The sequence below is a fragment of the Bacillus sp. ATD genome (assembly GCF_050585765.1).
Lineage (GTDB): Bacteria > Bacillota > Bacilli > Bacillales > Bacillaceae > Bacillus > Bacillus stercoris.
Genome location: NZ_JBOBQH010000006.1, coordinates 200,289 through 215,512, shown reverse-complemented (window position 1 = coordinate 215,512; position 15,224 = coordinate 200,289). Strand labels below are relative to the sequence as shown.

At 40.6% G+C, this 15,224-nt stretch carries 17 protein-coding genes and 2 pseudogenes; 9 read left to right on the top strand and 10 right to left on the bottom strand.

All coding sequences use genetic code 11. The annotated features are described in order from the left end of the window. Nucleotides 1–38: 38 nt before the first annotated feature. From xth to ACQXR1_RS15435, 4 genes are read left to right on the top strand one after another with little or no spacing between them, the layout of a single operon-like run. Nucleotides 39–797 carry an exodeoxyribonuclease III gene (gene xth, locus ACQXR1_RS15450; RefSeq protein WP_418656722.1) on the top strand — a complete coding sequence of 253 codons (759 nt, stop codon included), beginning with the start codon at nucleotides 39–41 and terminating at the stop codon, nucleotides 795–797. Nucleotides 798–857: 60 nt separating this feature from the next. Next, nucleotides 858–1,793, top strand: coding sequence for a LacI family DNA-binding transcriptional regulator (locus tag ACQXR1_RS15445; RefSeq protein ID WP_430772441.1), 936 nt, complete (start codon nucleotides 858–860; stop codon nucleotides 1,791–1,793). A gap of 54 nt (nucleotides 1,794–1,847) precedes the next feature. Next, on the top strand, nucleotides 1,848–2,228 hold the full coding sequence (locus ACQXR1_RS15440) for a VOC family protein (protein WP_306289267.1): 381 nt from the start codon (nucleotides 1,848–1,850) through the stop codon (nucleotides 2,226–2,228). Between the two features lie 17 nt (nucleotides 2,229–2,245). Beyond that, nucleotides 2,246–2,800, top strand: coding sequence for a sugar O-acetyltransferase (locus ACQXR1_RS15435; RefSeq protein WP_430772440.1), 555 nt, complete (start codon nucleotides 2,246–2,248; stop codon nucleotides 2,798–2,800). 33 nt (nucleotides 2,801–2,833) lie between these two features. Here ACQXR1_RS15435 and ACQXR1_RS15430 read toward each other — a convergent pair whose 3' ends face one another. After that, a complete protein-coding gene (locus ACQXR1_RS15430) occupies nucleotides 2,834–4,189 on the bottom strand; it encodes an MFS transporter (RefSeq protein WP_430772439.1) in 1,356 nt (451 codons plus the stop codon). Nucleotides 4,190–4,416: 227 nt separating this feature from the next. Between ACQXR1_RS15430 and ACQXR1_RS15425 the strand changes: the two genes are divergently transcribed. After that, complete coding sequence (locus tag ACQXR1_RS15425) at nucleotides 4,417–5,316, top strand: lysostaphin resistance A-like protein (RefSeq protein WP_430772438.1); 900 nt, start codon at nucleotides 4,417–4,419, stop codon at nucleotides 5,314–5,316. Here the strand turns inward: ACQXR1_RS15425 and ACQXR1_RS15420 are convergent. The 4 genes and pseudogenes from ACQXR1_RS15420 to ACQXR1_RS15405 all read right to left on the bottom strand — a co-directional run. Beyond that, a complete protein-coding gene (locus tag ACQXR1_RS15420) occupies nucleotides 5,313–7,382 on the bottom strand; it encodes a thioredoxin domain-containing protein (protein ID WP_430772437.1) in 2,070 nt (689 codons plus the stop codon). The two genes, ACQXR1_RS15425 and ACQXR1_RS15420, sit on opposite strands and share 4 nt — an antisense overlap. Nucleotides 7,383–7,453: 71 nt before the next feature. Further along, nucleotides 7,454–8,371 (bottom strand): DMT family transporter, encoded by a 918-nt coding sequence (locus tag ACQXR1_RS15415; protein WP_430772436.1) that lies wholly within the window; start codon nucleotides 8,369–8,371, stop codon nucleotides 7,454–7,456. Continuing rightward, complete coding sequence (locus ACQXR1_RS15410; RefSeq protein WP_429765818.1) at nucleotides 8,368–8,781, bottom strand: MerR family transcriptional regulator; 414 nt, start codon at nucleotides 8,779–8,781, stop codon at nucleotides 8,368–8,370. The genes ACQXR1_RS15415 and ACQXR1_RS15410 overlap by 4 nt, the downstream gene beginning before the upstream one ends. A gap of 215 nt (nucleotides 8,782–8,996) precedes the next feature. Continuing rightward, a pseudogene (locus tag ACQXR1_RS15405) lies at nucleotides 8,997–9,162 on the bottom strand (DUF255 domain-containing protein); the annotation flags it as partial. Between the two features lie 243 nt (nucleotides 9,163–9,405). Here ACQXR1_RS15405 and ACQXR1_RS15400 point away from each other — a divergent pair. Further along, nucleotides 9,406–9,468 carry a tetracycline resistance efflux system leader peptide gene (locus ACQXR1_RS15400; protein WP_350249318.1) on the top strand — a complete coding sequence of 21 codons (63 nt, stop codon included), beginning with the start codon at nucleotides 9,406–9,408 and terminating at the stop codon, nucleotides 9,466–9,468. A 33-nt stretch (nucleotides 9,469–9,501) separates the two neighbouring features. After that, the gene (tet(L), locus tag ACQXR1_RS15395; protein WP_430772435.1) at nucleotides 9,502–10,878 is read left to right on the top strand and encodes a tetracycline efflux MFS transporter Tet(L); all 1,377 of its coding nucleotides are present in this window, start codon (nucleotides 9,502–9,504) and stop codon (nucleotides 10,876–10,878) included. 22 nt (nucleotides 10,879–10,900) lie between these two features. Here the strand turns inward: tet(L) and ACQXR1_RS15390 are convergent. The 3 genes and pseudogenes from ACQXR1_RS15390 to ACQXR1_RS15380 all read right to left on the bottom strand — a co-directional run bounded on the left by ACQXR1_RS15390 (nucleotide 10,901) and on the right by ACQXR1_RS15380 (nucleotide 12,480). Then, nucleotides 10,901–11,121 (bottom strand): annotated as a pseudogene (locus tag ACQXR1_RS15390) (DUF255 domain-containing protein). A gap of 276 nt (nucleotides 11,122–11,397) precedes the next feature. Further along, nucleotides 11,398–11,964, bottom strand: a complete 567-nt coding sequence (locus tag ACQXR1_RS15385; protein ID WP_071581818.1) for a dihydrofolate reductase family protein — start codon at nucleotides 11,962–11,964, stop codon at nucleotides 11,398–11,400. A gap of 159 nt (nucleotides 11,965–12,123) precedes the next feature. Continuing rightward, a complete protein-coding gene (locus ACQXR1_RS15380) occupies nucleotides 12,124–12,480 on the bottom strand; it encodes an MmcQ/YjbR family DNA-binding protein (RefSeq protein WP_014666127.1) in 357 nt (118 codons plus the stop codon). 406 nt (nucleotides 12,481–12,886) lie between these two features. Between ACQXR1_RS15380 and satA the strand changes: the two genes are divergently transcribed. Next, entirely contained in the window at nucleotides 12,887–13,408 is a 522-nt protein-coding gene (gene satA / locus ACQXR1_RS15375; protein WP_069838293.1) for a streptothricin N-acetyltransferase SatA, read from the top strand. A gap of 95 nt (nucleotides 13,409–13,503) precedes the next feature. Here satA and ACQXR1_RS15370 read toward each other — a convergent pair whose 3' ends face one another. Together ACQXR1_RS15370 and ACQXR1_RS15365 are read right to left on the bottom strand one after the other, a co-directional pair. Continuing rightward, the gene (locus ACQXR1_RS15370; RefSeq protein ID WP_069838294.1) at nucleotides 13,504–14,109 is read right to left on the bottom strand and encodes a YczE/YyaS/YitT family protein; all 606 of its coding nucleotides are present in this window, start codon (nucleotides 14,107–14,109) and stop codon (nucleotides 13,504–13,506) included. Continuing rightward, nucleotides 14,106–14,552 carry a GNAT family N-acetyltransferase gene (locus ACQXR1_RS15365; RefSeq protein ID WP_103031346.1) on the bottom strand — a complete coding sequence of 149 codons (447 nt, stop codon included), beginning with the start codon at nucleotides 14,550–14,552 and terminating at the stop codon, nucleotides 14,106–14,108. The genes ACQXR1_RS15370 and ACQXR1_RS15365 overlap by 4 nt, the downstream gene beginning before the upstream one ends. A 117-nt stretch (nucleotides 14,553–14,669) precedes the next feature. Here ACQXR1_RS15365 and ACQXR1_RS15360 point away from each other — a divergent pair, with 117 nt between their 5' ends. Further along, entirely contained in the window at nucleotides 14,670–15,122 is a 453-nt protein-coding gene (locus tag ACQXR1_RS15360) for a MarR family transcriptional regulator (protein ID WP_040081147.1), read from the top strand. The last annotated feature ends 102 nt before the right edge of the window (nucleotides 15,123–15,224 follow it).

Sequence of the window (15,224 nt, the reverse complement as noted above, 5' to 3'; positions counted from 1 at the left end):
CCTTTGGGTTCTTGCTCTTTTTTATAGGGGGATGAAACATGAAGCTGATTTCATGGAATGTAAACGGCCTGCGGGCTGTGATGAGAAAAATGGATTTCCTCTCTTATCTGAAAGAAGAGGATGCAGATATCATATGTCTTCAGGAAACAAAGATACAGGACGGACAGGTTGATCTCCAGCCTGAGGGCTATCATGTGTATTGGAATTATGCAGTGAAAAAAGGATATTCCGGCACAGCTGTTTTTTCTAAGCAAGAGCCGCTGCGTGTCATGTACGGTATCGGAATAGAAGAGCATGACCAAGAAGGCAGAGTGATTACGCTGGAATTTGAAAACGTGTTTGTGATGACCGTTTACACGCCCAATTCCAGAAGGGGATTAGAGCGAATCGATTACCGCATGCAATGGGAAGAGGCTCTGTTGTCTTATATTCTTGAATTAGATGAGAAAAAACCAGTCATTTTATGCGGTGATTTGAATGTAGCCCATCAGGAGATTGATTTGAAAAATGCAAAGGCGAACCGGAAGAACGCTGGTTTTTCAGATCAAGAAAGAGGGGCATTCACTCGTTTATTAGAGGCTGGCTTTGTTGACTCCTTCCGTCATGTTTATCCTGATCTTGAAGGCGCTTATTCCTGGTGGTCGTATCGTGCAGGCGCCCGGGATAGAAATATCGGCTGGCGCATTGATTATTTTGTTGTTTCTGAAAGCCTTAAGGAACAGATTGAAGATGCCGGCATATCAAAGGATGTCATGGGTTCCGACCATTGTCCTGTTGAACTTATCATCAATATATGATGAGATAGCAGTAAGGATTTTACACTTACTGCTTTTTTTATATGAAAAAGGAGAAAGAGGATGGCAAATATAAAAGAGATTGCAAGACTGGCAAATGTATCTGTTTCAACTGTTTCGCGTGTATTGAATCATCATCCGTATGTGTCTGTAGAAAAGAGAAAGCTTGTCCATCAAGTCATGAAGGAATTGAATTATACACCAAATCGAACCGCAATCGATCTCATTCGCGGGAAAACCCATACGGTTGGTGTGATTCTGCCTTATAGCGATCATCCCTGCTTTGATAAAATCGTGAACGGAATCACCAAGGCTGCTTTTCAGCATGAGTATGCAACGACGCTCCTCCCCACCAATTATAACCCCGCTATTGAAATCAAATATTTAGAGCTGTTAAAAACAAAGAAAATTGACGGCCTCATTATTACTTCCCGCGCCAATCATTGGGACAAGATTTTAGCTTATCAGGAATATGGGCCAATCATCGCTTGTGAGGAAACCGGTGACATTGATGTCCGATGTGCGTATAACGACAGAAAAGCTGCTTATGCAGAAAGCTTTCGCTATCTAAAAAGCCGCGGACATGAGAATATCGCTTTTACATGCGTCAGAGAAGCCGACAGGAGCCCAAGCACGGCTGATAAAGCTGCGGCCTATCAATCTGTTTGCGGGAGGCTGGAAGACCGCCATATGCTGTCTGGATGTAATGATATGAATGACGGTGAGCGGGCAGCTGAGCACTTTTATACGAGCGAACGGGTTCCTACTGCTATTTATGCAAACAGTGATGAAGTGGCAGCTGGAATTCATCTATTTGCCCGGAAGAATAATTGGGATGTTGAAATCATAGGTGAGGGAAATACTTCTATCAGCCGTGTTCTTGGATTTCCATCGCTCGATTTGAATCTTGAGCAGCTTGGCATCGCCGCATTTTCTCTTTTTTTGCAGGATGAACCCGTTGATATCAAAATTCAGCATAACTTTGAGAAAAAAGCTTGAACTGAAATGCATTTCATACGTTATAACTTCATTGAAGGTAAAGGAGGAGAAGACATGCGGATTGAACATACAGCGGTCTGGGTCAATGATTTAGAGCGAATGAAGTCTTTTTATGAAACGTATTTTAATGGCAAAGCGAATGATTTGTATCATAATGAGAAAAAGGATTTTAAATCTTATTTTATTACGTTTGATTCCGGAGCAAGGCTGGAGATTATGAAAAAAGGGAATGTGACCGATCCGCCTTCACAAACAATGACAGGCTGGGCACACATTGCCTTTTCCGTAGGAAGCCGGGAGAAGGTTGATGAACTGACTGTTCGATTGAAGAAGGACGGTTTCGCAGTAGTAAACGGCCCAAGGACAACGGGAGACGGCTACTATGAAAGTGTGATTGAAGATGATGAAGGAAATTTAATTGAAATTACAATTTAACATCTGGAGTGACTTGAATGCTGAGGACAGAAAAAGAAAAAATGGCAGCCGGCGAATTATACAATCCGGAAGATCAACAACTATTACTAGAACGCAAGCATGCGAGACAGCTGATTAGACAATATAATGAAACACCAGAGGATGATGCAGTGCGGACAGAGATTTTGAAGGAGCTGCTCGGTTCGGTTGGTGAACAAGTCACGATTCTGCCGACATTTCGCTGTGATTATGGCTATCATATTCATATCGGAGATCACACATTTGTTAATTTTGACTGTGTCATTTTAGATGTGTGTGAGGTGCGTATCGGCCGTCATTGTTTGATTGCGCCAGGTGTACATATCTACACGGCCGGCCATCCTCTCGATCCGATTGAAAGAAAGTCCGGGAAGGAGTTCGGTAAGCCTGTGACAATTGGAGATCAAGTTTGGATCGGAGGCCGGGCAGTGATTAACCCAGGAGTGACAATTGGTGATAATGCGGTGATTGCTTCAGGATCTGTTGTGACTAAGGATGTGTCCGCTAACACTGTTGTAGGCGGAAACCCTGCGAGGATATTGAAGGAATTGTAAAGAGATCAGTGCGGCAGCTCCGCACTGACTTTTTTAAATTTGTTTCGCATTGGTATTAGGGCCGAAGCAGATTAACAGCAAGGAGCATGCGAGCCAGCAGCCGCCTATAAACAAGAAGACGCTGACATAGCCGAGCTGAACGGCAATAAATCCGACAAGCAATGAGCCGAAAATGTTTGAAAAACGGCCCAGACCGTAGGCTAATCCGCTGCCGGACGAGCGGTATTCAGTCGGATAAGGTTCAGATGTATAGGCGTATAAGTTTGAGGTGAAAACCCGTTCTGTGATATTCACGATAAAACCAAACACAATAATCATGATGGGAATAAAAGTCATGCCATATAAGAGCCCGGCGATGGCCGTCAGAAACGCGCTGGCAGCTAAAATCCATTTTCTTTGAAATCTCTCAGAAATCATGGAGCCGAGCAGTGCGCCCAGCGGAGCGCCGACAGAATGCAATACGTTATACCACAATGTATTTTCCATGGTGACGCCATTGCTTTTTAGCAGGCTTGGAACCCATGAGGCAAATCCGTAAAACCCAAATGTTTCAAAAATCCATACAGCAGATAAAATAATGGTGATTTTGAGGTTTCTGCCTTTCAATAATCCTGCGTAACCGGCATGCTGTTGAACAGAACTGTTTTCTTTAGGCTGAGCCGGTGCCGGAAGCGGGCCTTTCTCATGTTCAACCTGCGTCTCAATTCGATTGAGGATCGCATCAGCCTTCGCATATTCACCACGATTTTCATGCCAGCGAGGTGACTCTTCCAGACGGCGGATGAAGAAAAAATAAATAAGGCCGACGGCACCCCATACAAATACAAGCCTCCATCCCCATGAACCGAGGGGAATGACAAAGGCAGACACAATATTGGTGATCGGGACGCCGATCAATCCAATCATGGCACAAAAAGAAATATATTTTCCACGTACACTTGAAGGGAAAAACTCCGCCAAATAGCTATTCGTAATGACCATGGCTGCTGCGACGCCAAATCCGGTGAGAAAACGAAATGTCAATAAAGATGGAATGTCCCATGCCGCGGCATTGCACAGCGATGCGATTGAGAAAACAAAGACAAATAGATTTAAGGCTTTTTTGCGGCCGATTCGATCGGACAGCCGTCCGCCCAGCGAAGCGCCTAAAAACATGCCTAAAAATGAAGCCGCCGTCACGTTGGCAATGGTTGAAAGCGGAATGCCCCAATGCTCGATCAGTGCCGGTGCTACATTGCTGAGGGTAAATAAATCTGCGAGATCAAAGAAATAAACAATGCCGAGAGCGGTTAACACTTGGAAATGAACGCGTGAAATCGGAAGGCGGTCTAAACGATTCGCTGCGTTTGAGAAAGGATGTGCATTCTTCTGATTGAAGATCGTATTCATAAAAAACCCCCTTTTAAAGTAGTAAGAAAAGACTGATAATTCCCCTCTTGGGAATATTATAAGTATCTTGGTTCATTGGCGACAGAGTTCAAATCACTAGATGGGAGAACTAAATTCGCACTTTTTCCGTGCATTTTGCTTAAAAGATTTCCAAAACAGTAGATTCATAGACCAATTTATGCAAATATATAGTGATATTCTCATTGAAAGGAAGAGACATAGAAGGAATGAATTCATTTATCCGTCCTATAGAAGGAAACAATACGCTGTGGAGATACTTTTTCGCTTTTTTGGTGATGGTAGGGTTATATGTATTTGGGAATATAGCTTACCTTTTCGCTATATTGTTCACGGTTATTGTGAATCCCGATATCACGTTTGATTTGGATGAAGCTGTGCTGAGTGATCCTCTCGTTGATCTTTATTTGTCCCATGTGATTTATTTATTCGCCATTCCTGGAGTTTGGCTGGCTGTGCGCTTTATTTTGAAGCGGCCATTCCGAACGGTGATTACACCGAATTCAAAGATGAATTGGCGGAGAATTTCCTTTGGTTTTATGGCTTATTTCTTGCTGATGATCGCCGTACAATTGATTGATTTTGCGATTCATCCAGAGAATTATTCAATGCAAGCCTTTGATGCCACACGGTTTATCTGGCTGCTAGCAGCGGCCCTCATTTTGGTTCCGTTTCAGACATCAGCCGAGGAATTGTTTTTCAGGGGATTTTTGCTTCAAGCCTTCGGGAGATTGACGAAAAATCATCTTATCTTGACATTGATTGTCGGGGGATTGTTTGGCGTATTACATTTTGCGAATCCAGAAATGAACAACGGTGCTGTTTGGGCAGGAATTGAGTACTTAACATTTGGTTTTGTGTGGACCTATTACACGATTAAAACTGGCAGTATTGAAATCTCACTTGGCGCCCACGCTGCGAATAATATGTTTTTGTGTATGTTTATCACAGAAAAAAACAGTGTGTATGGAGGAATTCCTTCTCTATTTACGGTTACGCGGGGGAACCCAATGTGGGAGGCTTTCTTGACGATTGCGGTCAACCTTGTGTTTGCGGGGATCGCTTTATGGTACCATAAGAAATCAAAAAGTAAGCAGCAAGGGTCTTAATCCTTGCTGCTTATTAACGTTTGGATGGCTTCTTCGATATTCGTTGTCGGCTGCTGGCAGGCAAAGTTTTCACAAATATACACGGTTGTTTTGCCGTCTATGATGCGGTAGTCTGCTGCAAATGGCGCAATGTCTTTGCATTGCTCGGGCTGCTCTGCCACCAGAATGGAGTCGTTGGGCTTAAAGGCTTTTTGGAGCTTCGTTATGATTTGTTTTCTGGCTGGATCGTCTGCACTGCCAAAAATCACGATTTCTTTTTTAGGCATCAGATGCCTTAACACACTTTGCATAAAGAAAGCATGGCCGCTCGGATACGCGTCGATGTCCGGCTTGAACACGGAAAACATCGTTTCTGCTTTTTCAATCAGGGATAAGTCGCCTGTGACTTGTCCAAGACGAAGCAGCTGAACGGCTGCCACACTGTTTCCGGAAGGCACGGCGCCGTCGTACACTTCTTTTTCCCGTACGATTAAGGCTTCTGCATCATGCCCGGAAAAATAGAATCCGCCATGCTCCTCATCCCAAAATAAGCCGATCATATCATCTGTCAGTTTCTTCGCTTTTTGTAAATAAGAAAGATCAAACGAAGCTTCATAGAGATCGAGATAGGCCCATAGGAGAAAAGCGTAATCGTCGATAAAGCCTTTGTTTTTCACTTCGCCGTCTCGATACCGGACCATCACACGGCCGTCGATGATTAAATGGTTTTCAATAAATGTAATGGCGTCTTGCGCTAAGCTGAGATATTTCGGTTCCTCGTATACCTTTGCCGCTTTGGCGAGACCCGCGATCATCAGCGCGTTCCATGAGGTCAGCACTTTATCATCGACATGCGGATAGGTTCTTTCTTCGCGTGTCTTCAAGAGCCGCTGTCTTGCGTCCTCAAGCTTGAGGCGGAGCTCTTCTTCAGTTAACCCGGCATCCGCTTGGATTTGTTCTCGCTTTGTGTGAATGAGGTTCGGAATATTTTTGCCTTCAAAGTTTCCTTCTTCAGTGATGTCATACACTTGGCAATACAAAGTTCCGAGTTCGTCTCCAAGCGTTTTTAGAATTTCTTCTCTTGACCATACGTAGTACTTTCCTTCTTCACCTTCTGTGTCCGCATCTAAAGCGGAGAAAAAGCTTCCGTCTTTATGGGTCATTTCCCGCTGAACGAACGTAATGATCTGCTCACAAATCTCTTTATAGCGGCTATTTTGCGTGACCTGATAGGCTTCGGTATAAGCGGTCAGCAGTAGCGCATTGTCGTAGAGCATTTTTTCAAAGTGGGGAACGAGCCACTCGTCATCGGTTGAATAGCGGGCGAACCCATAGCCGATATGATCGTAAATGCCGCCATTCGCCATGCTGTCCAGCGTTTTCGTCACGTTGTATAGAGCGTTCTCCTGCCCTGTATTGTGATAATAACGCAGCAAATACATCAGCATATGAGGCATCGGAAATTTCGGTGCTTGCCCGAAACCGCCGTAGATCGTGTCAAACCCGCTGGCAAGCTGCTGGAATGTCCGGTGAATTGCTGACTCGCTAAGGCCCTCACCAGTTTTTGCAGCTGTTTTGGTCTGTAAATGTTTAGCGGCGTTCTCCGCAATATCCTCGACATGCTCGCGGTCGTTCGCAAACGTCTCAGACAGATGCTCAAGTACATCAACAAAACCAGGACGATTGAATTTACTCGTCTTTGGAAAATATGTACCCGCGTAAAACGGCTTTTGATCAGGCGTAATAAATACATTCAACGGCCAGCCGCCTTGCCCGGTCATCAGCTGGCAGATTCGCATATAAACAGAATCCACATCAGGCCGTTCTTCCCTGTCGACCTTAATCGCCACAAACCGTTCATTGAGAAGACGCGCGATTTCTTCATCTTCAAAGCTTTCGTGGGCCATGACATGGCACCAATGGCAAGTTGAATAACCGATGCTGACAAGAACCGGCTTGTTTTCGCGTTTTGCTTTTTCGAAGGCTTCTTCTCCCCAAGGGAACCAATTCACAGGGTTATGAGCATGTTGAAGTAAATAAGGAGACTTCTCAGCGATTAATCTATTGGGTTTACTTTTGTTTGGCATGGGATCACCTGCTTTCTGTAATTAGTTTATATTTAACTTAACACATTTTCTCAAAAATAATCCCTGCTTCTTTATACAGCTGACTGTTCTCTAGTATTGTGCTTAGGAAAACGTATTACCCCTGAAGCAGTTAAAACGCCTAATATAACTAACACGGCCCCAATAACTTGAAATACCTTTATCGGTGTGCCAACGGCAAATGAAATAATCATCGTTACAACGGGAACAAGGTTGAAAAATAAAGATGTTTTACCTGCCCCAATCTCCTTAATCCCCTGATTCCACCATAGGTAACCCAAAACGCTTGTAAAGAAAGCCATAAAGGCAATTGCCCCCCAAACTCCAATCGGGATGTTCGATAAAGAAACAGGTTTAGATGTAAATAATGAAACGACTATTAAACTAACAGCACCGATAACCATCGTATAAGTGGTTGTAGATAGCGGAGTGCCATCTTTTACAAACCGCCGTCCAAGTACACCATAAAGTGCCCAACAAACGTTACCTGTAAAGATTATTAAATCTCCGCCTGAAATTGATAAGGTTTTAATGGTTTCGATAGAACCTTGTGTAATGACTAGCAATACACCGATGAATGCAAAGAATATGCCGAGCACTTGTTTTTTTGTCATGTTGTCCTTTAAGATAATTCGAGCGAGAATTGCTGTTAATAAAGGATTCAGCCCCATTATTAATGCTCCGTTAACGGGGGATGTATATTTTAAACCAACAAAAAACAAGGCATTAAATCCAAAGATTCCTATAATTCCAAGAACAATGTATGAAACGGCGTTTTTCCGTAATTGACTCTTCTTTATACCTTCAGTAAAAATCAAAATGAGGAGCATCACCGCAGCCGCTAAACCGAAACGCCATGCCGCAGAGGACGATGGAGAAAAATATCCAACCGTATATTTTGCAAGATTAAAAGTAGCTCCTGTAAAAATAGAGAAGCCAATTAACATCAGATATATATTTAAATGTTTCATTTGTTTTCCACTTCCTCTTTCAAAATTAAATAATATGTATCCAGTTTTCCTTTTGTAGTAGAAATTACTTCTTCCAGCTCCCTTTTTTTAATCTCCATTTTCTCTAAGTGCTTGGTTAAAATCTCAATACGTTTATTTATAGATGGGGAGAGTTGTGCTGATTTAACATCTGAATTGATTTTTTCCAAAATGCAGCCGTCTTTGACAAACTCATTAATATCCTCCAAAGACATACCTGTTTCCTTTAAACTTTTCAGGAATGTCATGAACTGAATATCAGTCTCTGTATAAAAACGCCTTCCACTGTTTTTTCGTTTTGGTGGGGGAAGTAACCCAATCTTTTCGTAATATCTTAATGTATACGAGCTAATACTAGTCTTCTCAGCAGCTTTACTAATGGAATACAACAAACATCATCCCTCTCTTTTGATTAGAGTTAGTTTACAACTTAGAGTTAACTCTAAGTCAAGCAAATAAAAAAACCTGCTACCGCATGGTTACGGATTACAGGTTTTAGATAATGAATGACATAAAAGATAAACTGTATTATTAGAACACATGGTATTATCGTTTAAAATGGCTTCTGTTAATGGGTTCCGCACGAGTTGATTATCCCAGGCCACGAATGGCAAGTCGAATAATCGATGCTGACGAACCGGTTTGTTTTCGCGTTTTGCTTTTTCGAAAGCTTCTTCTCCCCACGGGAACCAGTCAACGGGGTTGTGGGCATGTTAAAGTAAATATGGAGACTTCTCAGCGATTAATCTATTGGGTTTACTTTTATTTGGCATGGGATCACCTTTTAAGTTGGTTATGTTCAGGTTACCACAGTTATCCTAAACAAATACAATAACTGACTGCTTATCGATAATTGTAATGTGAAAATCTAATGTTTCATTTTGCCACTTGAGATAAATGCGAATAACGTATTTCCTTGTTTCGCAATCTGGTCAAATTTTCATAAAAAAAGTAAAAGTTTAAACCTTAGTCTATATATAATAAGATCATATCAATCAAATGTAGGGGGAGTTATTATGAAGTGCACTAAAATGAACAGGGTACAATTAAAAGAGGGGAGCGTATCAGTGGCCCTATAAACTGCGTCTGCCCTCATTAATGGAGGGGAAATTGTGAATACGTCTTATTCACAGTCAACGTTACGGCACAATCAAGTTTTGATTTGGCTTTGTGTTCTATCATTTTTCAGCGTATTAAATGAAATGGTTCTGAACGTCTCATTACCTGATATCTCCAACGATTTTAATAAACTGCCAGCGAGTGCAAACTGGGTGAATACTGCCTTTATGTTAACCTTCTCCATTGGAACAGCTCTATATGGAAAGCTCTCAGACCAGATGGGCATCAAAAATCTGCTTCTATTTGGGATTATGGTAAATGGCTTAGGGTCGATCATTGGATTTGTTGGACACTCGTTCTTTCCTATTCTCATTCTAGCCCGATTTATTCAAGGAATTGGTGCAGCCGCATTCCCAGCTCTCGTAATGGTTGTAGTTGCGCGCTATATTCCAAAAGAGAACAGGGGGAAAGCATTTGGCTTGATCGGGTCCTTAGTAGCAATGGGAGAAGGTGTTGGACCAGCTATTGGGGGAATGGTTGCTCATTATATCCATTGGTCGTATTTGCTGCTTATTCCAACTGCAACAACTATCACTGTTCCATTCCTTATAAAACTGTTGAAAAAGGAAGAGAGAATCAGAGGACACTTTGATATGGCAGGGATTATATTGATGTCTGCGGGCATCGTGTTTTTTATGCTGTTTACAACATCTTACAGACTTTCTTTTCTGATCATCAGTATTCTTGCTTTCTTCGTATTTGTAAAACATATTAGGAAAGCTCAAGACCCTTTTGTTGACCCTGATCTAGGGAAAAATATATTTTTCGTGATTGGAGTCCTTTGCGGAGGACTAATATTTGGTACAGCAGCAGGATTTGTCTCTATGGTTCCTTATATGATGAAAGATGTTCACCATTTAAGTACTGCAGCAATTGGAAGCGGCATTATTTTCCCTGGAACAATGAGTGTCATCATCTTCGGTTACATTGGAGGATTGCTTGTTGATCGGAAAGGTTCCTTGTATGTACTAACGATTGGAAGTGCATTGCTTTCTTTCGGCTTTTTAATCGGTGCCTTTTTTATAGATGCAGCACCATGGATCATGACAATTATAGTAGTTTTTGTTTTTGGGGGGCTATCGTTCACAAAAACAGTTATATCTACTATTGTGTCTAGCAGTTTGAAAGAAAAGGAAGCCGGCGCTGGAATGAGTTTGCTTAATTTCACGAGCTTTTTATCAGAGGGAACGGGTATTGCGATTGTAGGCGGTTTATTATCTATCGGGTTCCTAGATCATAGGCTGCTGCCTATTGACGTTGATCACTCCACCTATTTGTATAGTAATATGCTCATACTTTTTGCAGGAATCATTGTTATTTGTTGGCTGGTAATCTTGAATGTATATAAACGTTCGCGGAGACATGGCTAAATGAGTTAAAGGATCAATCTTGTTAAAGTAATTCAAGGTTGATCCTTTTTTTGTAAAATGAATAAACCTGTCTCCAATGGCATGTTGAATAACCAGTGCTGACCACAACCGGGTTGTTTTCGCGTTTCGCTTTTTCGAAGGCTTCTTCTCCCCATGGAACCAGTCAACAGGATTGTGAGCATGTGAAGTAAAATAAGTAGACTTCTCAGCGATTAATCTATTGGGCTTATTGTTAGTGGGCATGGGATCATCTTCTTTCGTTTTTTTATAAATACAAAACTTATTACTTAAAAGAGGGAGAATAAAATATACTATAATGTTTAATTATGTTAATTTGTCCTTTTCAGTCTTCTTTTCTTTTATTACAGGAAAAGATATTTTGGGCTCTGTTAAAATTCGATGTTGATAATTCCATAGTATTAAGGGGAACCCATTATTTAGGATTCCTCTTTAGTTCAATAAGAAAAATAACTGTCGAGTGTTACCTTACTATGTATATTTTGGAGGGAAAGATTTTTTTTAGCCATTCCAATGATAAACGATTTGCACAACGCCAGAGGAAAATGTTCTTGTATTCACCATTTTTAAATTTATCCTCTGTTTTACATCAATAAACAACGGTTTTCCTTCTCCCAAAACAACAGGGTGAATAGATAATCTAAATTCATCAACAAGCCCCAAATTTATAAAAGTTGTAATGAGACTCGCTCCACCATATAGCCAGATGTCTTTACCAGGATTTTCCTTCAATTTATTTACTTCTTCAAGGATATTATCATTTATAAATATGGCTTGATTATCAATCTCATTTTGTGTTCTGGAAAAAACATATTTCTTTTTACTATGAACCAATTTCCAAAGTTCCTTTTCTGTATCAGGGTCTTCATTTTTTGGAATATATTGTCCCCATAAATCGTAGCTTTTTCTACCATATAAAATAGTATCAATTTGATTTAAGAAATCAGTAAACCCCATATCAGGTTCCATAATGCACCAATCAACTTCTCCATTTTTCCCTTCAATAAAACCATCTAAAGTAACTGCTAAATCTAAAATGATTCTTCTCTGTTTTAAGTTATTTGTCATAACTATTCATCCTTTTCCATAAGAAGTTGGTAGAAATTCTTCTCCCACTCTCGCACCAGATAGACTAAGTTGCGTTTATGGACAGAGTGAAGAACAATATCCTAAAATGAAAGTGCCCACTACTCTTCGCAGCTTGATTAGCAGGAACACTCTTTATCTTTACTTGGTTAAATGAAAGCTCTGCTCGATTAAGTTATAAATTTCTCCTTCTAGATCTATACGTTCCAAAACAAGTGAAATCCAATGTTCCTTATCCATATGATATCCGGGTAAGATATTTTCCCCATTTCTTAAGCTATCGCTTATTTCAGGGGGACATTTTAGATTCAGAATATCTATTTCGTCATGTCCTTCCAAGCCTAATTTTTCCGGGTGAACATTCATGATAAGACCGTACCATTTTTTGTTTGATTCATGTCTCAAAGAAGCATAGTTTGGGTATTTCTCCCACGGATAATCAGGCGATGTACCGTATTTTTCTTTGACGTGTTTAAAGATATCTTCTCTTGTTAAGATACTCAATCACTCCTTTATTCACTCTACTTTCTTCTTGGAAAAATCAAAGAGCGATCCTTGGTTGCCTTTGGATGCTTCAATAGAGATGTCCCCAATGGCAGAAGCTGTTTCTCATCCTTACTAATATAAGTTTTTTTGCTTTGGCGAAGCTTCCTATTTCCATGGGTACTAGTCAACAGGGGTGTGGGCGAGTTTTATTATTAGTGGGCATGGGATCATCTTCTTTTTTCTTGTTTCTGTTCCTTTTTACTGTACCACAAGCCTCTCTGGTGAAATACCTCATTATGATAGTGAAATAGAAAAATCGCTATATAAAAGGTAATGTTAAAGAGTGCACTTTTGGAAGCTGTTATTGAATAGTGTCGAAACGATTTTTCTAAATATTTCTCGATTGGCGGAGATTGATATGATCATGAAAATGACTCATTTGAATATGAAAGATTTTAATAAACCAAACGAACCTTTCGTTGTTTTTGGGAGAATGATACCTGCTTTTGAAAACGGTGTTTGGACATATACTGAGGAACGATTTTCTAAACCTTATTTTAAACAATTTGAAGATGATGACATGGATGTTAGTTATGTTGAAGAAGAGGGGAAAGCCGCTTTTTTATATTATCTTGAAAACAACTGCATTGGCCGGATTAAGATCCGTTCTAACTGGAATGGGTATGCACTAATAGAGGACATTGCCGTGGCAAAAGACTATAGAAAAAAAGGTGTTGGAACAGCATTATTACATAAAGCGATTGAGTGGGCAAAGGAGAATCATTTTTGTGGTCTTATGCTTGAAACCCAAGATATTAATATTTCAGCTTGTCATTTTTATGCCAAACATCACTTTATAATAGGTGCGGTTGATACGATGCTTTATTCCAACTTTCCAACAGCAAATGAAATTGCGATTTTTTGGTACTATAAATTTTAATTGATTATAAAATCTCAACAGTACCAGAGATAAAGAATTGACGAACGAAACGGGGCTTGTTTTGCGTTTCGATTTTTGGATCGAGAAGAGGTTTCTTAATAACCTCTTCTATTCTTTGATAAGAAATGTCTTTCCACAATAGGCATAAAAACGTGAAGGAGCATTCCTCCCAAACAGACGGTTAATAGGGTTCCGATGCCGATAGGGCCTTTAAAGATGATGGCTAATACTAAGAAAAGAGCGTATACCAATGTTCTTGAAAACAAGATTGTTCTTTTGGTGAGATCTCGGATAATAAGTGTCAAATGATCGATGGGCGTTGATGCAAACTTCGTCTGAAGATAGATGGCTGTTCCAAGACCGATGAGCACCAAACCAATTCCAAAACAATTCAATTTGCTTAACAACGCGTTTAGATAGATGGTGTTTTTTACAACAAACAACCATAGGTCAATGCCTATTCCAGTAATGAATGCTGTAATCAAGCCCAGCAAAATAGGTTTTTTTCTCGTTAATATAGCGTTGCAGATTAAGAGAATCATAGAAATAAGGACCTCCCAGCTTCCTACGGTAAGACCGATTTCTTTTGACAGACCAACCAAAAGGGCATCGAAGGGTGATGTGCCCAGTCCTGATTGTATGGTTAAGGAAATGCCCAAACTTAATATGAGTATGCCTATTCCGTAATACATATATTTCATGTTATATTCCGCGATATTTCTTTTGTCATCAAGACGTGAGGGATGCCGTCCTCCATAAATTCCTGTGAAGAAATCTGGTAGCCCAGTTTTTGATAAAAGCCTGCCGCTTGTGTTTGACCATGCAGCTTATATGAAGTCAGTCCTTTTTCTTTCATGATTTCCTCTAACCCGCTTAAGATGATCTTCCCCAATCCGTACTTACGGTAAGGTTTTAGGATGCAGATTCTTTCCAGCTTTGCTGTATGGCCAACGATGCGCGCGCGTCCGGTGCCGACAGGCTGATTCTCATGATATACCAAGATATGCTGGCATTGTTCCTGAAGCGTATCAAATTCATCGAACTCATCGGCTTCAGACACATGTTGCTCCTCAATGAAAACGCCTCTTCTAATCTTTAAAGCTTCATGTAAATCCGCTTCAGTTGTTATTCTTTTTATACTCATCTAAATCAATCCTTTTCTGATATTAGTCTGGACTGTCCAGCATGCATGTGGTCTTATAATAGTAAGGTTAAAACAGTTTTGTTGTAATTACAACAAAAATACGCGAGGGGTTTTAGAATGAATGATATTTTGCGTGAAATCGGCATGATAGCAAGAGCGTTGGATTCCATAAGCAATATCGAATTTAAAGATTTGGACTTAACAAGAGGGCAGTATCTCTATCTCGTACGCATATACGAAAATCCGGGAATTATTCAAGAAAAATTGGCGGAAATGATAAAAGTGGACCGGACAACGGCCGCGCGGGCCATTAAGAAGCTGGAAATGCAGGGATTTATTCAAAAACTGCCAGATGAGCAAAATAAAAAAATAAAAAAATTGTTTCCGACTGAGAAAGGGAAAAAGGTGTATCCCTTGTTAAGAAGAGAAGGAGAACATTCTACGGAAGTCGCTTTGTCCGGTTTTACACATGAGGAAAAGGAAACCATTTCTGCACTCCTTCATAGAGTGAGGAAAAATGTAGAACGTGATTGGGAGTATGTGAAGAAGGGGAACAAAAGGGATTATTAATGTACAAAATGTACCTTATCGACAGAACCAAATATGAGTCCGGGAAGGGCCAATTTCCTGTTTCGATCATTTCACAATGCAAGTTACAAAAATGTGCGTAGT

Bases quoted from the DNA above. Each gene is read 5' to 3' on its own strand.
- ACQXR1_RS15435 (WP_430772440.1), top strand. From the start codon at position 2,246: ATGCTGAGGACAGAAAAAGAAAAAATGGCAGCCGGCGAATTATACAAT.
- ACQXR1_RS15445 (WP_430772441.1), top strand. From the start codon at position 858: ATGGCAAATATAAAAGAGATTGCAAGACTGGCAAATGTATCTGTTTCA.
- ACQXR1_RS15365 (WP_103031346.1), bottom strand. From the start codon at position 14,552: ATGAGTATAAAAAGAATAACAACTGAAGCGGATTTACATGAAGCTTTA.
- ACQXR1_RS15420 (WP_430772437.1), bottom strand. From the start codon at position 7,382: ATGCCAAACAAAAGTAAACCCAATAGATTAATCGCTGAGAAGTCTCCT.
- ACQXR1_RS15370 (WP_069838294.1), bottom strand. From the start codon at position 14,109: ATGAAATATATGTATTACGGAATAGGCATACTCATATTAAGTTTGGGC.
- ACQXR1_RS15425 (WP_430772438.1), top strand. From the start codon at position 4,417: ATGAATTCATTTATCCGTCCTATAGAAGGAAACAATACGCTGTGGAGA.
- ACQXR1_RS15415 (WP_430772436.1), bottom strand. From the start codon at position 8,371: ATGAAACATTTAAATATATATCTGATGTTAATTGGCTTCTCTATTTTT.
- ACQXR1_RS15360 (WP_040081147.1), top strand. From the start codon at position 14,670: ATGAATGATATTTTGCGTGAAATCGGCATGATAGCAAGAGCGTTGGAT.
- ACQXR1_RS15430 (WP_430772439.1), bottom strand. From the start codon at position 4,189: ATGAATACGATCTTCAATCAGAAGAATGCACATCCTTTCTCAAACGCA.
- ACQXR1_RS15385 (WP_071581818.1), bottom strand. From the start codon at position 11,964: ATGACAAATAACTTAAAACAGAGAAGAATCATTTTAGATTTAGCAGTT.
- ACQXR1_RS15440 (WP_306289267.1), top strand. From the start codon at position 1,848: ATGCGGATTGAACATACAGCGGTCTGGGTCAATGATTTAGAGCGAATG.
- xth (WP_418656722.1), top strand. From the start codon at position 39: ATGAAGCTGATTTCATGGAATGTAAACGGCCTGCGGGCTGTGATGAGA.
- satA (WP_069838293.1), top strand. From the start codon at position 12,887: ATGATCATGAAAATGACTCATTTGAATATGAAAGATTTTAATAAACCA.